General features: G+C 48.5%; 9 protein-coding genes. 4 read left to right on the top strand and 5 right to left on the bottom strand.

What is annotated here, in order from left to right:
• Window positions 1–2 precede the first annotated feature (2 nt).
• Together ACMXI2_RS20340 and ACMXI2_RS20335 are read left to right on the top strand one after the other, a co-directional pair.
• Entirely contained in the window at window positions 3–3,239 is a 3,237-nt protein-coding gene (locus tag ACMXI2_RS20340) for a TonB-dependent receptor (protein ID WP_483777903.1), read from the top strand.
• A gap of 20 nt (window positions 3,240–3,259) precedes the next feature.
• Window positions 3,260–5,413: an IPT/TIG domain-containing protein gene (locus ACMXI2_RS20335; RefSeq protein ID WP_483777902.1), complete on the top strand. Its 2,154-nt coding sequence runs from the start codon at window positions 3,260–3,262 to the stop codon at window positions 5,411–5,413.
• 73 nt (window positions 5,414–5,486) lie between these two features.
• Here ACMXI2_RS20335 and ACMXI2_RS20330 read toward each other — a convergent pair whose 3' ends face one another.
• Window positions 5,487–6,962, bottom strand: a complete 1,476-nt coding sequence (locus ACMXI2_RS20330) for a RagB/SusD family nutrient uptake outer membrane protein (RefSeq protein ID WP_483777901.1) — start codon at window positions 6,960–6,962, stop codon at window positions 5,487–5,489.
• Window positions 6,963–6,987: 25 nt separating this feature from the next.
• The gene (locus tag ACMXI2_RS20325) at window positions 6,988–10,131 is read right to left on the bottom strand and encodes a SusC/RagA family TonB-linked outer membrane protein (protein ID WP_483777900.1); all 3,144 of its coding nucleotides are present in this window, start codon (window positions 10,129–10,131) and stop codon (window positions 6,988–6,990) included.
• A 703-nt stretch (window positions 10,132–10,834) separates the two neighbouring features.
• On the opposite strand from ACMXI2_RS20325, the gene ACMXI2_RS20320 reads away from it, so the two are divergent.
• Window positions 10,835–12,094: an NRAMP family divalent metal transporter gene (locus ACMXI2_RS20320; protein ID WP_483777899.1), complete on the top strand. Its 1,260-nt coding sequence runs from the start codon at window positions 10,835–10,837 to the stop codon at window positions 12,092–12,094.
• A gap of 2 nt (window positions 12,095–12,096) precedes the next feature.
• Here ACMXI2_RS20320 and ACMXI2_RS20315 read toward each other — a convergent pair whose 3' ends face one another.
• Window positions 12,097–13,419, bottom strand: coding sequence for a metal-dependent hydrolase family protein (locus ACMXI2_RS20315; RefSeq protein WP_483777898.1), 1,323 nt, complete (start codon window positions 13,417–13,419; stop codon window positions 12,097–12,099).
• A gap of 209 nt (window positions 13,420–13,628) precedes the next feature.
• Here ACMXI2_RS20315 and ACMXI2_RS20310 point away from each other — a divergent pair, with 209 nt between their 5' ends.
• Window positions 13,629–15,449 (top strand): alpha-1,3-galactosidase-related protein, encoded by a 1,821-nt coding sequence (locus ACMXI2_RS20310; protein ID WP_483777897.1) that lies wholly within the window; start codon window positions 13,629–13,631, stop codon window positions 15,447–15,449.
• Here ACMXI2_RS20310 and ACMXI2_RS20305 read toward each other — a convergent pair whose 3' ends face one another.
• Together ACMXI2_RS20305 and ACMXI2_RS20300 are read right to left on the bottom strand one after the other, a co-directional pair.
• On the bottom strand, window positions 15,450–16,268 hold the full coding sequence (locus ACMXI2_RS20305; RefSeq protein ID WP_483777896.1) for an SUMF1/EgtB/PvdO family nonheme iron enzyme: 819 nt from the start codon (window positions 16,266–16,268) through the stop codon (window positions 15,450–15,452). It abuts the gene before it with no gap.
• Window positions 16,246–16,989, bottom strand: a complete 744-nt coding sequence (locus ACMXI2_RS20300) for a hypothetical protein (RefSeq protein ID WP_483777895.1) — start codon at window positions 16,987–16,989, stop codon at window positions 16,246–16,248. Before ACMXI2_RS20300 ends, ACMXI2_RS20305 begins: the two co-directional genes overlap by 23 nt.
• Window positions 16,990–17,094: the final 105 nt, after the last annotated feature.

Below are 17,094 nucleotides of genomic sequence, written 5' to 3'. Positions count from 1 at the left end.
TGATGAAGAAAATTTTATACATAGCTTATTTGTTCACCGTACTGCTGGCAACCAGCCACCTGGCACATGCGCAGGAAACAAACGGTACGCTGAGCGGGAAAATCACCAACGATAAAAATGAACCGCTCATCGGTGTTACCGTACTGGCCATACATGAACCGTCAGGTACAAAGTACGGCGTAATCACCACCGCCGATGGCCGCTACTATTTGCCGGGCCTGCGTATCGGCGGCCCTTACTCAGTAAGCATTACCATGATGGGCATGCAGCCGCAGAAAAGAGAACAGCTCAACGTCCGCCTCGGTGAACCTGTACAAATCAACGTGGTAATGGCCGTTGCCGGTAAAGATCTTGCTGCGGTAACCATCAAAGGCGCAAGGAAAGCTGCTTCCGCCAACACCACCGGCGCAGGGCAAAACATCAGCCGCACACAATTGGCAAATATGCCCACCATCTCCCGCAGCCTGCAGGACATGACCAAAATGGTTCCGCAGAGCAGCCGCGATAACTCCTTTGCCGGTACCAACTTCCGCTACAACAACGTGACCATCGATGGCGCTATCAACAACGACGCTATTGGCTTCAGTCCGTCCGCAGGAGGCATCACCGGCAGCTCCGGTATGCCCGGCTCCAGTACCCGCACCAACGCAGTATCGCTGGATGCTATTGAAGACATGCAGGTATACCTCGCCCCCTTCGATGTAAAGATCGGGAACTTCACCGGCGGTAGTATCAATGCCGTTACACGCAGCGGTACCAATGCGGTAACAGGCTCGGTGTATGGCTTTGGCCGCAACGCTGCGCTCACCGGTAAAGGCCCCAACGGCAAAATGAACAGCGACTTCTATGATTACCAGGCAGGCGTCCGGATCGGATTTCCCATCATAAAAAATAAACTGTTCTTTTTTACCAACGAAGAAATAACTTCCCGCCAGGACCCTGCGCAGCTGCTGGCCGGTCAACCTGAAACCGCGCAGATCCTCAGCGTAAAAGACGCGGACGATATCCGCAATGCTACGCTGAATCGCTATGGCAAAGGGTTTGATCCCGGTACCGCCGGTAATTATACGGCTTACTCCCGCTCACAGAAATTCTTTAACCGCATCGACTGGAACATCAACGATAAACACCAGCTCTCCTTCCGCAATAATACCATTCTGTCAAAAGCCATGAACATGGATCGGGATCAGCAGGATTTCCGGTTCAGCAGCATGGCCTATCAACAGGTAAATAACCAGAGTTCTACCGTGATGGAAATAAAGTCGAGGTTCAACAACCGCTGGTCCAACAGCTTCATCGCGGGTTTCAGCGTAGTACACGACAAGCGTAACCCGGATGCAGATCCATCGCTGCCACAGGTGCAGATCGCCGGCCGTACACCCGGTACCACTATCTACCTCGGTACCGATCGTGAGGCGAGCATCTTTGATATGAAACAACGTACCATCGAAATCTCTGATAACCTTACCTTCAGAAAAGGAAAACATACCGTGTTACTCGGTACGCACAATGAACTGTATCATATAGACTACGGCTTCGTGAACAGCTGGAACGGGAGAGTGGATTACCTCAGCATTGAAGATTATCTGAACAACAATCCTTACCGCGTTCGTGGTAGTTACAACTATACCAACAACAACCGCGAATATATCCTCGCACACCCGGAAGCACAGTTTAATGTAAACATGCACAGCGTATACGCACAGGATGAAATACAGGTAACAGACAAACTGAAAGTGATCCCCGGTATACGCGCCGATTATACCTGGCTGCCGGAAAAACCTGTACTGAGCGATAAAACACAGAACGCATACACCGATGGCTCCTTTGGTAACACCTACGCCTATACGCCGCTTAACCGTATCAACAACGGCTACCTGGGTAAAGTGCAGCTGTCGCCACGGATTGGCTTCCGCTACGACTGGAAAAACGATCAGAGCCTCATCCTCCGCGGGGGTACCGGCCTGTTCACCGGCCGCATTCCTTTTGCCTGGATCGCCTACGCATACTATAACAACGGCATCAACTACGGTTCCTTTGATCAGAAGGCAGATACAAAAGTATTTGTGCCCGGCAGCGATCCGTTGCAACCAAATCCCAACGGTATTGCACAATTCATTGAGCAAAACGGCGCACAGATGAATAACCGGAACGCAGGTAAAACACAGGTAGATGTGATTGACAATAACTTTGTGATGCCACAGGTATGGCGCAGTAGTGTAGGATTGGATTATGTGAGCCCGGCAGGATTTAAATACACCGTGGAAGCGATGTACACCAAAACGTTGAAAGATGTACTGTTTCAGCAGGTGAATATCAAAGATGATCCGAAGTATTACGCTTATGATAAAGACCGGCAGCAACCCATTTACAGCGGCACCACAGATCCGCATTTTTCCAACGCTTACCTGTTAAGCAATACGAAGAAAGGCTACCGCTACAGCTTTACCGGTAGCGTAAACCGTAGCTTCCCTTCAGGTATCCAGGCGTCACTGGCTTATACCTACGGAGGCTCCAAAGATATCTCCAACGGTATCCGTAACTCTATGGAAAGTAACTGGCAGCTGAACCAGGCGCTGAGTCCCAACAACCCGGGATTGGCATGGTCCAACTTTGATGTACGTCACCGTATAGTCGGTAACGTTACTTATCATAAAGCGTGGAGCAACAGCTGGGTGAGTACCATTACGATATTCGCCACTGCGCAATCCGGCAGCCCGTTTACCTATGGTGTGGTGAACAACAGCATCCAGGGATTACCGCAGCAGGTGAGTTTATTATACATTCCGTATGTGGATGAGGCTATCAACTACTTCCGTGATAAAGGCATTTCTGCGGAACAACAGGCCGCCGCTTTTAATGCTTATATAGATGGCGATAAATACCTGCGCAGCCGCCGCGGGCAGTTCACAGAGCGCAATGCCGGCCGCACGCCGTGGAATGTACAGGCGGATCTGCACTTTGCACAGGAGTATCATTTTGGCGGAAAGCAGTTCATTACTTTTACGGTAGATGTAGTAAATCTAACGCACCTGGTCAACAGCAACTGGGGCAAGGTATATTTCTCTCCCAATACATTTAACTCCACTGCCAGCACCGGCTTAACACCGGTATTCCCGGCAGGGCAAAACCCGGGCGGATACCCGGTGTATACCTTCGAAAACCCGGGCACGCCTTACTCAGTTGATTTCCTCAACTCCAGGGCACAGGTGCAGCTGGGATTACGGTATTCTTTTTAATCAATGTTAATCATCTGACAATGAAATATGCTTTATACCTGCTGTTGGTAGTGTTGTTACTGGCAGCAGGCTGCAAGAAAGATCGGGATCATAACGCCGTGGCCATGAATGTAAAAACGTTCTGGCCCAATAGCGGAAATGCAGGTACAATTGTTACCCTGCAGGGACAGGGACTCACTAAAGACGTACTGGTAAGCTTTAACGGTATAGAAGCCAGGGTACTGGATGCGCGCGATTCCGTGCTGATAGTACTGGCGCCGGAAAATGGCAGTACTGGTCCGCTCTCCGTAAAATCCGGCGACCGTAAAATGGAACTGGGCGCCTACACTTACCAGGCTTTGAGTTTGCATGGTATCAGTCCGGCTAACGGTCCCGCAGGTACGAATATTTCTATCCGCGGCGCCGGCTTCAGCAGTATGGAAGCGCCGGCAAAGGTAACCATCAATGGAAAAGAAGCGCTGATCACGGGTGCAGCTGATACGTTGCTGGTAGCAGCAGTACCGGAAGGTGCAGGTACCGGCAAGGTAGTAGTAATGGTAGATGGAAAAGAAGTAAGCGGCCCCGAATTTTCCTTCCAGTTTATCCGCAGCATCAAGCCGCTGAAGGGGGGTAGCGGTACGGCGGTAACCATTAACGGGGAAGGCTTTAATACCCTGGCCGCCGGAAATAACGTAACCTTTAATGGTAAAGCAGCTACAGTAATAAGCGCCGCTGCCGGTAAGCTGGTGGTAACAGCGCCGGAAGGCGTGGCTACTGGTCCGGTAGCAGTAAGCATCAACGGACAGAAAACGATTGGCCAGGTATTTACCGTGGTTCCCAAACCGGTGATCAGAACGGTAACACCGCTCAGCGCGCCGGCCGGCGCTACGGTGGATATCGCAGGCGATTACTTCAGCGCTCTCACCGACGAGGTAGCGGTGTCTTTCAATGGGCACACTGCTGTTGTTACTGCGGCCGCGGATAAGAGTATAAGCGTAAAAGTACCTGCCGGAGCAGGCGCCGGGAAAATGCAGCTCACTGTAAACGGGCAGCAAACAGAAGGTCCGTTGTTTAAAGAGCAGTCGCTGGGCATTTTGCAGCTGATACCCGATAACGGCCTCGCGGGTACGGAGGTGATCGTAAGAGGACTCGGCTTCAGCGCCAATGCGGCAGAGAACACCGTTAGCTTTAATGGCCTGGTAGTACCGGTAACAGCGGCCACCGACAGTACGCTTCGTGTAGTGGTACCCGTTGGGGTAAGCACCGGCGCGCTGAAAGTAAAAGTGGGCACACTGGATGCCACTGGTCCTGTATTCCGCAGGGCAGGCGTGATCACCATTGTGGGGGGACCGTCGCAAACTGTTTTTGACGAGCCGAAAGGCGTGGCAGTGGATTCCCGCGGCAATATATTCGTGCTTGATCTGAATGTGATAAAGAAAGTAACGGCAAGCGGAACGGTGAGCGTTTTTGCAGGGAAAACCGATGGTTCTACAGGAAATGCAGATGGCAACGGAACTGCTGCGGCATTCAATTACCCGGTGGCTTGCGTGGTGGACGCGCAGGATAATCTCTACGTATGTGATCAGAATAACAGAAGCATCCGCAAAATTACGCCGGCCGGGAATGTAACAACATTAGCGCGTGTAGCATTTACGCCTATCGGGTTAGGTATTGATAAAAATGGTACGGTTTACATAGGCGCACAATATTCAGGCGTATACCGGCTCGATGGTGCGGGCAATGCCAGTTCGCTGGCGCCAAATGTATACCAGAGCGCGCCGGGCACAATGGTAATCGATAACAGTGGAACGCTGTTCTACGGTGGCGACTGGGACAATCCGTTTGTTTCTAAAATTGCAGGCGGCGTTAAAAAGCTGTATGCCGGTAATCAGTATGGCTATAGTGATGGATCGCTTACCGGTGCGCAGTTCAGTGGCATTACCGGCCTGGCCCGCAATGCGGTAACCGGCGAAATGTATGTGGCAGATAATAATGCCATCCGGTTAATAGCCAACGACCAGGTAACGCGGATCACCGGCTGGAAAGGTGGTAGCAATCCGGTTGCAGGCAATGATGATGGAACGTTGAACCAGGCTACCTATAACAGTATTAATGGTATTTGTGTGGATAAAGAAGGAAATATTTATGTAGTAGAACGTTTTGGAAAAGCAGTGAGGAAAATTATCTTACAATAGTTTTTTTAGAAAAGAAGAAAAGAGGGCTGACCAGATCACTGGCCAGCCCTCTTTTATGAATAAGCGTTGCGGCTTAGTAGTCGGGGTTTTGTTTCATATTAGGATTACGTTCCACTTCCGTAGCAGGCAGGGGGAAAATCACGTAACTGCTGTTCCATTCCTGTTCATCTACATTTCCACGGGCAGGAATATTGCGGTGGGTTCTCAGGAAGTCATATTCGCCATGTCCTTCAAAAGCCAGCTCAATTCTGCGCTCTGTGAGAATGTTGGTGATCAGCGCGGCTTGTGTGGCAGGCGCCAGTGGAGCGGCATTAGCCCTGGTTCTGATTGCATTCAGGAGGGTAATAGCGCCCGGATCAGCGGTGGCGGTATTTAATCTTGCCAGCGCCTCAGCTTTGATCAGCATCACTTCGGCGAGACGGATTACAGGTACCCATGCATCCACGGTGCTGTTACCAAAGAATTTCTTGGTGTACCATATGGAGTCCGGAGTGCCTTTTACAAAGGTGAATAATGGTTTACCCCTGAGATCAGTGAACCGGTCGAAGCCCGGCAGCGTTAAGTAGGATTTGCTGATAACGATATCGCCTCTGCCACTGCTGCCGTAATGTTGCCCCATCGCGTTGTTGGTATTGGGGTTGTCACCGGAAGTCATGGCAACAGAGAAAATACGTTCTGTTGATGACTGGTAATTATCTGGTGCAAATACGGTAGCGGGAGTAGGATCCAGCTCATAGCCGTAGGACGACAGCAATACGCTGTCTGCGTAATCCCTGGCTTTGGCCCAGTTGCCCTGGTACAGGTATATACGTGACAGCAGCGCGTGTGCAGCTCCTTTGGTAGCCCTGGCATGATCATAGTAGGCATCGCCGGTGCTAACGGGAAGTGCGGCTGAAGCCTCGCTCAGGTCTTTGATCATCTGGTCATACACTTCTTTTACGGTGTTGCGTGGAATCTTATTTTTAGGATCCATCGCTTCACCGCCGTCTTTTGCAGCAATCAATACCAGCGGTACGCCCATTTGACCGGCTGCCGGATCGGAAGTATAAGTTTGCGCGTATGTATTTACCAGGTAAAAGTAAGAAAGGGCGCGGATGAATTTTGCTTCTGCATAATAACTGGCAGCAGCTTCAGCGCCAACTACCGCTTCATTCTCCTGCAGATTGAGGGTAAAGTAATTGCTTTCGAAAATCGTTCTGTAGCCGCCGGCCCAGCAGTTAAAAGCATATACATTATTGGAAAGCATGTTAAAAGTAGGCACCTGACCAAAGTAAGAGGAGATATCCACATCATTTCCTCTGACATCAGAATAGATCAATACACGGCCTCCGAGGAATTCAGCATTCTGGAGGGCATCATACATACCGATAGCTGATTTTTCCACCCTTTCCGGCGTACTGAAAGCCTCTTTAGGCGTAAGCTTGGAAAAAGGGATCTGGTCATCTACCTTGGAGCAGGAAAACAGCAGGGAAGTAGCGATGGCAACAACGCTCATGACTAAACCGCTGTGGATGTTGTTCCGGAAGTTCTTTTTATATCTAAAGTCCATAATTCATTTTTTTAATTGCCAACAATTAGAATCCAACATTTAAGCCCAGCATAAATATCCGGGGGATAGGCACACCGCGGTTATCTGTGCCGAGGTTGATATTGCCATCACGGTTGGTGGTAATTTCAGGATCCGCGCCTTTATAGCCGGTGATGATAAATGCATTTTGAACGAGACCATACAAACGAAGGTTGCTTAAGCCAAGTTTTTCTCTCACACCAGGGAATGTATAACCTATGCTGATTTCACGCGCTCTTAAGAAATCACTTTTTTCCAGCCAGCGGGTAGAGGCCTGGTTGGTAGGTGCATCGGACAGTACGAGTCGTGGTACATCGGAATTCTTGTTCTCCGGCGTCCACCTGTTTTTGATTTCCTCCAGGTTGTTACCAAAATAATTGCTCATCAATGCGGCCCTGGTAGCATTGTATACATAACTTCCTCCGCTGTACTGGAGTGCAATAGTAGCCTCAAAGCCTTTATAGAAGAAGTTGTTGGTGAAACCGCCATACCAGGAAGGGATACCGGATTTATCAAGATATACCGCATCAGTAGATGTTACGGGACTCATTTTTTTGCTGCCATCAGGAGAAGTCCATTTGTTAGCGGTAGCTACGTTGGGATCGGGATTGTACATCACCAATTCTCCTGCGGCATTATAATACATCGGGTTACCATTGTCCGGATTTACGCCGCCCCATTTGATCAGGCGGAAAACACCGATGGTTTTGCCTACACTCACCCTGTTATTACCTGATACGATATCGGTGCCATCTGCTGTTTGGGTCACCCTGTTTTTAATAGTAGTGAAGTTCAGGCTGGAAGTCCAGGTAAAGTCTTTGGTAGTAATGTTCTGGGTATTGATCGTTAGCTCCAGTCCTTTGTTCCACATGGTACCGACATTGGTAGTAAGAATGGAACCTACCGGAGTTCCCCAGGGAATCCCCACGGTATTAAGAATGGGTGCATTCAATATCAGGTGATCGATGTTGGAGCTGAAATAATCGGCTACAAAGGTAATCCTGTTTTTCAGGAGAGTAACATCTATACCGATATCCAGTTTTTTGGATTTCTCCCATTGCAGGTTAGGGTCACCGATCTGTGATACACCAAAACCATTCAGATCGCCGTACTGGCCACCACCATATAGAGAGCGGAAAGCATAGGCCCTGATATTGGAGTTACCCACCATGCCATAGCTGGCCCTGAATTTCAGGTCGCTGATAACACCCACATTTTCTTTGAAGAAGTTTTCATCAGAAATTCTCCATCCAACAGATGCACCGGGGAAGTAACCACGACGTTTATTGAGACCGAAATCAGAGTAAGCGTCTGCTCTCAGGGTTGCATCAAAGTAATATTTCGATCCGTAGTTGTAACCTACTTTACCAAAATAGGAGTCGAATGAATTGGCGATTCTGGCGCCACCGGTATAACTGTTGTCAGAACCGGCAAACAAACCGTCGTAGATTTCTTTAAAGTAAGAGTCAGCGAGGTTACCCTGTCCGGTGTATAATTCTTTTCGGTCCATATGCTGCGATTCCTGGCCAATCGTTGCATTGATGAAATGCGTATTATTGATCGCTTTCGTATAGGTGGCGTAGTTAGACCAGTTCCACAGTGTTTGCCTTAGCAGGTTTTCCTGTACCAGTCCATTGTTGCCTAATCCTAAACCAGCCTGCAATGGTCCGCTGTACTGGTCTTCGAAGTTTTGCATGAAATCCACTCCAAAACGGGAGGTTAACTTTAACCCGGGAACCGGCTCTACTTCCAGGTACACATTAGATAAGGTACGGTTGGTGGTATTGTCGTTTCTTCCAAGTTGTAAATTGGAAAGCGGATGAAAAAAGCGGTTCAGCTTATTGGTGGTAATATTATTGCCATCTGCCAGGTCACCGTTGCTCGATTTTATATACAGGTTTCCGTTTTTATCATACACCGGAACGTTAGGCATGGCGTTATAGGAAGAAAAAGTGGATCCTGCGAGGTAGCCATCAGACAATACGCCGTTGTTCAACACTTTGGAGCTGTATAAAGAGAGACCTGCTTTCAGCCATTTCATTGGTGTTACGTCCAGGTTCATGCGGATACCACCTCTGCGCAGGCGGTTAGCGAGCACAATACCTTTCTGATCAGCATATTCACCGGAACCATAGAATTTTACTTTTTCTGTTCCACCGGAGAGTGACAACAGGTGGTTCTGGATTAAGCCGGTCTGAAATACTTCATCCAGCCAGTTTGTTCTGTCGGCTTTACCATCTCCATCAACATCAATATCTTTTGCGAGTATGGGAACAACGCCACCTGTTTTGGTACCATTCTTTGCCTTTTCATTCTGGATAACTGTAAAGTCGTCGCCATTCAGCAGTTTAGGTAACTTGGCGGCTTTACTCCAGCCTACATAGGTGTTGTAGTTAACATTTACGGTACCATTCTTGCCTCTTTTCGTGGTAATGATGATTACACCGCCGGCAGCCCTCGAACCATATAATGCGCTGGCAGCAGCATCTTTTAAGATGTCTATAGATTCGATATCATTGGGGTTAACGTCCGCCATTGGATTATAACGGGTACCGTTACCACCATTAAATACGTTTAAGTTGTTATTGCTGTTTAACGGAATACCATCTACAATTATCAGCGGCTGACTGCTGTTGGAAATGGAGTTCACACCCCTGATCCTGATGGCTACTGCATCTCCCAGCAAACCGGAAGAAGTGCTGATGTTCACACCGGCAGCCCTGCCGGTTAAAGCCTGGTCAAAGCTGGTAGAAGGGCGGTTGTTAATCAGTGCTGCAGATACGTGACTCACAGAAGAAGTCACATCTTTTCTCTTCAGTTCTCCATAGCCTGTTACCAGTATTTCACTCAATACTTTATTACTACTGCTTAGGGAAACATTGATGTTGGCGCGGTTACCGGTCTTTTCTTCTTTTGTTTCATAACCTACAAACGAAAAAAGTAATACGGCTCCCTGATCTACCTGGATAGTGAATTTACCATCTGCACCGGATACAGAGCCTGTTTTGGTGCCTCTGATAATCACAGAAACGCCGGGTAGATTTTGTCCGTCAATGGCATCTGTAACCCTGCCTGTAACTGTTCGGGTCTGGGCATAGGAATGCACCACACCAATGGCTAGCAAAAGCCATAGTAGTAAACCTTTTTTCATACGGTTTCAATTTGGTTTAGATATATAAGAAAATGTTGCGGGCAGGCGACTACGCGTCAGATTTTGGTCTAATAAGTAATCGGGTCTTGAAAGGCGCAGACGCCCGCTTTATTCATAGTTATACAGATTTTGGTTTAAAGTATATATACAGAATAGATAAGCCCATAAAGGCTTATAACATTATTAAAGATTTTGTTGTTGATAGAAACACCACCTTTGGACGGACCGGGATCCATCGCATCTGCTGTGTAAAAGGTTAATAAAAACCAGTATGTAGTTGGCTACGCTACAGTCGTTGGGCCTACAGTACAGATTTAGATAAAATAATTAAGCTTCGTGATTAGCAAAAACAAGTCAATTATAGCATGTTCAAATTTTGGTTATAGGGTCCATGTCCGGTTACAGCGGGTCAAAGCTGAAACAAAACAGGTTGATTCTCATTAGCAGCATAAAAATATATTGTTTTTCGCATAAAAACAATATTCCCCTGGATGTTTATTTTGAAATATAATTACTTACCTCCAGCAGGTTGCCGTCGGGGTCCCTGAAATAGATGGGGCGGATCTTGCAGGACTAAATACCATCAACAGGATCCACGGGTAGTTCGCCAGCACCACGCCGCTGCTGGCAACAGTATTGGCGCCGGACGCTATATATCCCGGATTTCCATTAACTTACCACATACCCATTAATGACAAGGTTCATGGATAAACAGGATTCCCCCAATAAACCCATCTCGTTTTTTAAAAAGCTGGGTCCAGGTTTAATTACCGGCGCCAGTGATGATGATCCGTCTGGTATTGCTACCTATTCGCAGGCAGGAGCACAGTTCGGGCTGGCCACTTTGTGGACATCATTGCTCACTTTTCCGCTGATGGCGGCTATCCAGGGCATGTGCGCCCGCATCGGGCTCGTTACCTGCGAAGGCTTAACGGTTACCTTGAAAAGGAATTATCCCAGGCCGGTACTTTACATCATGCTGTTATTCAGTTTTCCGGCCATTACGCTGAACATAGGCGCGGATATTCAGGGCATGGGAGCAGTGTGTCATATGATCTTCCCGGCGGTACCTGTATCCGTTTTTTGTGTAGGAATCACTGCCCTGATGATGTTTGTGATCATCCGGTTTTCCTACAGAAAAATTGCTATGATCCTGAAGTGGCTTTGTATGTCGCTGCTGCTGTATATAGTGGTGCCCTTTATGATAAAACAAAACTGGGGCGATATAGCAAAACATACTTTCATCCCCACCATTCAGTACAACAAAGATTTCTTCTCTATCATCGTTGCGATATTGGGTACTACTATTTCACCGTATCTCTTTTTCTGGCAAACGACTATGGAAGCGGAAGGCCAGGCACATAACGGCAAAGGGATTGTGGTGGATAAAAGGGTGTTGAGTGAAATGAAGACAGATGTAAACACGGGGATGTTGTTCTCCAATATCGTGATGTTCTTTATCATCCTCACTACTGGCAGCGTATTATTTCCCGCCGGTGTGAGAGAGATAGATACGGTAGATCAGGCCGCCAAAGCGCTGGAACCGCTGGCAGGAAAACTTACCTACCTGATTTTTGCCACGGGTGTATTAGGAACGGGGTTGCTGGCCATCCCGGTGCTGGCAGGTTCGCAGTCGTATATGCTCGCGGAAACGCTCGGGTGGCAGGCGGGGCTGGATAAGAAGTTTTCCCAGGCCAAACCGTTTTATGTATCTATTATCTTTTCACTGATCGTAGGCTTATCACTCAATTTCTTCGGGGTAAGTCCCATAAAAGCGTTGTTATACACCGCCATTGCCTATGGCCTTACGGCGCCGGTAATGATTGTGATGATCATGCATATCGGCAACAATAAAAAGATTATGAAAGAGTATACCAATTCAAAGCTGTCCAATACGCTCGGCGGACTTACACTATTACTGATGACTGCCGCAGCAGTGGCTATGATCTGGTTCCTGTTCTGATATCATGGATGGGGCATGGTGTTCTTAAATATTTTCCCGTCTTTAATGATAAGCAGGAGGTTTTTCTCCGGGTCGCCCAATAGCTCCAGGTTTTTCAATACGTCGCCGTCTACCAGCAACATATCTGCCAGCGCGCCTTCTTCCAGTACGCCGAGCTTACCGGGATAAGGATTCCGCGGACCGGACAATGCCAGCAATTGTGCATTATCACTGGTGATCATTTTAAGGATTTCAAAATTGCTGAACCAGTTTTTCATACGGATTACCTGCTGGTTCTGGTTTTTTGTTGCCGCCGGGTTAAAAAGCATGTCTGTTCCCCAGGCCAGCTTTACTTTATATTTTTTTGCCCACCGGTAGATGTTATCCGTACCTTCTCCTACCATTTTACTGTCTGCCGCCTGTTTGGGATCAGTATAGGTATTGCTGTTGGGACCACCAAAGGGCTGCATGCTGAGCCAGATGCCTTTATCGGCCAGGAGTTTTACACATTCCTCATCCATCAGGTGCCCGTGGTCAATACACTTCACGCCGGCAGCAACGGCGCGCTTAATGGCTGCTGTCGTATAGGCGTGCACGGTAACATAGGTGCCCCAGTCGGCCGCCGCCTCCACCGCCGCTTTCATTTCCTCCACGGAGTACTGGGTCGCTTCCAGCGGATCATAAAGAGAAGCTACTCCGCCGCCTGCTGCGAGTTTTATTTGTGATGCGCCATGCCGCAGCTGTTCACGGGTGGCTACCAGCACTTCATCACTGCCGTCGGCAATAATGCCTACGCCCAGCACTTCCGGCCGGGCTATTTCCCTGGCCGACATACGGGGAGGATCTGTAGGTAAACGGAAATCGCCATGTCCCGCAGTCTGGGAAATCATGGCGCCGCTGGCATAGATCCGGGGACCAGGCTGCAGGCCCTGGTCAATAGCGCGCTTAATGCCAAATACCGGCCCGGCCAGATCCCTCACAGCGGTAAAGCCTCTCTGCAGGGTTTGTTCCGATTCTTTGGCTGCCCGGATAAAAAGGAAGCTCTGTTCGCCCATCATCATATCCATCATGGTGTTGGCACACATGAAGCTATGCCAGTGGGCATCTATCATACCCGGCATCAGAAACCGCTGTTGCCCGTCGATAATGGTCACCATCATGCTTTTATTGGTAGCAACAGGGTCTTTGGAGATGCGGCTGATCACATTGCCGGTGATCAGCACATTAACAGTTTCGGTTTTATTATCCTTCCCGTTGAACAACTGCACATTATTAATTAACACCTGTTGCTGTGCATTTATCAGCAAAGGAGGCAGGCAGTAAAGAAACAGCAATACTTTTTTCATGATAATAACTTTTCTTTATGAACACCGTTCCGCCGTTTTTGTTTGGAGCCGCAGAAAATTTTTTGCCTTATAACCGGCATATTTAGTAGCTTTCCTGTTGCCTGCAGCAGCGCAGGAAACGCCTTGAAAATAATATGCGTTTGCAGCAAAACAGTATCAATCTTTCATCATCATTTTTCCACGTAAAGAATTTTTATCATCATCAACAAATGAATATTTTAAGAAAGATATTTACCGGCATCGGGATCGCTTTTTCTTTCACGGTTGCCGCACAGGAACGGATACACGTAAATAGTTTTGGTCTTGCACCCAATACCTTCACAGATGCCACCACGCGGGTACAGCAGGCAATTGCAGCCTGTAAGGACAAACCCGGCGCTATATTGGAATTTGCGCCGGGTCGCTACGATTTTTACCCCGACAGCGCCGTGAAGAAGGTATATTTTATTTCCAACACTTCCAGCGAAACGGAAGTGCCGGAGAAAACAAAAACCATCGGGTTGTTTTTCGAAAACTTCAAAGACCTTACCATTGAAGGGAATGGAGCGGAGTTTGTTTTTCATGGAAAGATGACCACCTGGGTTTTTGACCGGTGTGAAAACATCACCATGCGCCATGTGACCGTGGATATGGAACGCCCCTCAATGTCGGAAATGACACTGAAAACGGTTACGCCGCAAATGGTAGTTGCGGCGGTACATCCCGGTTCAAAGTATACTATTATTGATCAGCACCTCGAATGGTATGGTCCTAAATGGGGCATGAAAATATTCCATGCAGTGCTGGCAGATACCGCCAGGGGCATATACACTTATTCTTCCTGGACGCCATTTCAGAAAAGCATGGCAACCACTATTGCTCCCAATACCGTACAGTTTACCGGTGATTTCTCCGGCTTCAAAGGCCAGCCAGGCAACGTGCTTACCGTAAGGGATGGGATCCGCGACCAGGTAGGCGCATTCATTCAGCATTGCCGCAATGTGCAGCTGGATCATATCAACATGCGTTACATGCATGGCCTCGGGATTGTATCACAGTTCTCCGAAGATCTTCACTACAGCCATATACAGATCATGCCGGACGAAAAGAGTGGTCGTGTAATGGCCACGTTTGCAGATGGCATGCACTTCTCCGGCTGCAAAGGAAACATCATAATTACGGATTCGCATTTCAAGGGCCTGCACGACGACCCGGTGAATGTACACGGCACTCACCTGGTAATTACGGAGAAAGTGGCGCCACGGGTACTGAAACTGCGGTTTATGCATCATCAGACATATGGATTCCAGGCTTTCTTTGCGGGCGACAGTATCAGTTTCGTACATGCTGCCACGTTACAGGGATATGCAAACAGCCGGATCTTCTCCGCGCGCATGCTCAGCGAAAGGGAAATGGAAGTGACGCTCAGCACGGATTTGCCGGATGGGATCGTTGCCGGCGACTGCCTGGAAAACATCACCTGGACACCGTCGCTGACGATACGGAATTGCCTGTTTGAAGCCGTGAATACAAGAGGATTGCTGGTAACCACCCGTAAAAAAGTAGTGATAGAACATAACCGGTTCTACAGAATCGGTATGCACGCCATCCTTATTGCCGATGATGCCGCCAGCTGGTTTGAGTCCGGCCCGGTACAGGATGTGCTGATCACCGGTAATATCTTTGAAGGCTGCGGGTATAACCTGGCGCCCGATAATAATTATGTGATCGCCATAGCGACCGAAAACCATCAGCTGCTGAAAGGCTTTATGGTGCATCATAACATCCGCATAGAAGATAATGAATTCAGGATTTACGATTACCCGGTGTTAACAGCCCGGAGCACGGGCAACTTATCGTTTACCCGTAACCGTATTTCCTGGATGAAAGGCTATTTGCCACAGGGCGCACCACGGCCTGCTTTCCGGCTTACCGGCTGCGAAGGCGTAAAACTGAATAGCAATGAATGGCAGGTGCCTTTTAAACCGGCAGTGTTGCTGCAAAGCATGACGGCCAAAGCCATCAAAACAGATCTGCAGGTAGCACCATAATTATTTTACCGTCCGGAAACCCTGGTTGCTGAAGGAAGCCCGCTGGTGAACACGGCCAATATCCACGGAATTGAAGAAGGAGCAGGAGCGCTGGCTGCACCACCATGAGCCGCCGCGGGCATGCGCCAGGGTAGGGCTTTCACCGGGCTTTATGTGGCCGGAACAGAATTCAAAAACGTTGCCATACATATCATACAACCCCCAGGCATTGGGTTGAAAACTACCAACAGGCGCCGTATACATATATCCGTCGGAACTATCGGCCTGCAGGTGGTCTTTCCCATGCCAGATATTGGCATAGCGGCCGATGAGCGCTTTTTTTTCTCCAAAAAAATAAGTGCTGCGGGCGCCGGCACGGGAAGCAATTTCCCATTCTTCCAGCGTGGGAAGCCTTACGCCTGCCCAGTGGCAATAAGCCTGCGCATCTTTATAACTGATGCAGGTAACCGGGTGCCCCATTTTATTTTCAATACCACCGGCACTTACGCCGTTGGGGAAACGCCAGCAGGCGGTGGAATCATTGTTCCATTCAAACTCCCGCAATCCGGGTACAAATACCAGCGCATCGTGCCGTTGCTCTGCATCAGTTATATAACCGGTGGCCGCCACAAACGCAGCAAACTGCCGGTTAGTGGTTTCATATACTGCTATATTAAAACTATCTACCCTCACTTGTCTTTCCGGGTTAAGCGCATGTTGCTGCCCACCTATACGGTAAGTGCCGGCGGGTACCGGTATGTACACCCCCGGCGTTTGCGCGCAGCAGACATAGCCACTCAGCACCAGCAACGCGGTACTAACTTTTTTTAGGAAGCCCATTGTAAAATGCAGTAGCCCGCTCAATGATCAACGCTTCATTGGCAGTATTGAAATTTAAGAATGCCTGGTAACTGGTTCCTTCATTGGCGTACAGCTTTTTGTAGGAAACAGAGGAGAGGAACGGCGCATATTCATTATTCTTCATCAATACCATCAGCAGGGTGAGTATATCATGATCTTTATGATCCCTGTTATAGGTGCTGATCAGCAAAGGAATCATTTCCCGGCCATTGATGTCAATGATCGCCTTTTTATAATTAACGCCAATCCGGCTGCTGCGCTGGATGGAAGCGCTCATTAACGCGATGGCGGAATCGCGGTTAGCCGTCATGAAATTCTGCTGACGCTGGCTCCAGCTGTATTCCCCGAAAGCGTCCGGCAATTGCGCGAAAATCTTTTTATGCTCATCCGGAACCGGTGGCATGGCATCACAGTTCTGGCTATACGATTCTGCATGGATCAGGTGATAAGTAAGCTTTTCCCGCATGGATAACGCCATGTAATCTTTTTGGGACAGAGGAGTGTTCTCGTCTTCATCATGACCGGCCTTGGCAATCAGGGCCAGCACTTTTTCCAACCCATCCGGAGGCCTGCTTATTTTGAGGCGGTATTCGTGATAAGCCTGGCTTTCTTTGCTGGGCTCAATCCATGTTCCATCTTCCTGGGCAAAACAAACGCTGTAAGCAAATACTGATAGAAGAACTGCTGCAATTTTTTTCATGAGAACTAAAAATTTACAGGAAGATAAAGCAGGTGCCGGTATTTGCCAAACAATTCAGCGAAATGGATCTTGCTAAAAATAAAAAAGCAGCGAAGGTTTTCTTTG

It is taken from the genome of Chitinophaga sp. G7 BAM 1005 (genome assembly GCF_057126945.1).
This window is presented reverse-complemented; position numbering and strand designations above follow the sequence as displayed.

What these genes read in the sequence shown, in the direction of transcription:
- ACMXI2_RS20335 (WP_483777902.1), top strand. Translation starts at nt 3,260, where the DNA reads ATGAAATATGCTTTATACCTGCTGTTGGTAGTGTTGTTACTGGCAGCA.
- ACMXI2_RS20340 (WP_483777903.1), top strand. Translation starts at nt 3, where the DNA reads ATGAAGAAAATTTTATACATAGCTTATTTGTTCACCGTACTGCTGGCA.
- ACMXI2_RS20305 (WP_483777896.1), bottom strand. Translation starts at nt 16,268, where the DNA reads ATGGGCTTCCTAAAAAAAGTTAGTACCGCGTTGCTGGTGCTGAGTGGC.
- ACMXI2_RS20315 (WP_483777898.1), bottom strand. Translation starts at nt 13,419, where the DNA reads ATGAAAAAAGTATTGCTGTTTCTTTACTGCCTGCCTCCTTTGCTGATA.
- ACMXI2_RS20300 (WP_483777895.1), bottom strand. Translation starts at nt 16,989, where the DNA reads ATGAAAAAAATTGCAGCAGTTCTTCTATCAGTATTTGCTTACAGCGTT.
- ACMXI2_RS20325 (WP_483777900.1), bottom strand. Translation starts at nt 10,131, where the DNA reads ATGAAAAAAGGTTTACTACTATGGCTTTTGCTAGCCATTGGTGTGGTG.
- ACMXI2_RS20310 (WP_483777897.1), top strand. Translation starts at nt 13,629, where the DNA reads ATGAATATTTTAAGAAAGATATTTACCGGCATCGGGATCGCTTTTTCT.
- ACMXI2_RS20320 (WP_483777899.1), top strand. Translation starts at nt 10,835, where the DNA reads ATGGATAAACAGGATTCCCCCAATAAACCCATCTCGTTTTTTAAAAAG.
- ACMXI2_RS20330 (WP_483777901.1), bottom strand. Translation starts at nt 6,962, where the DNA reads ATGGACTTTAGATATAAAAAGAACTTCCGGAACAACATCCACAGCGGT.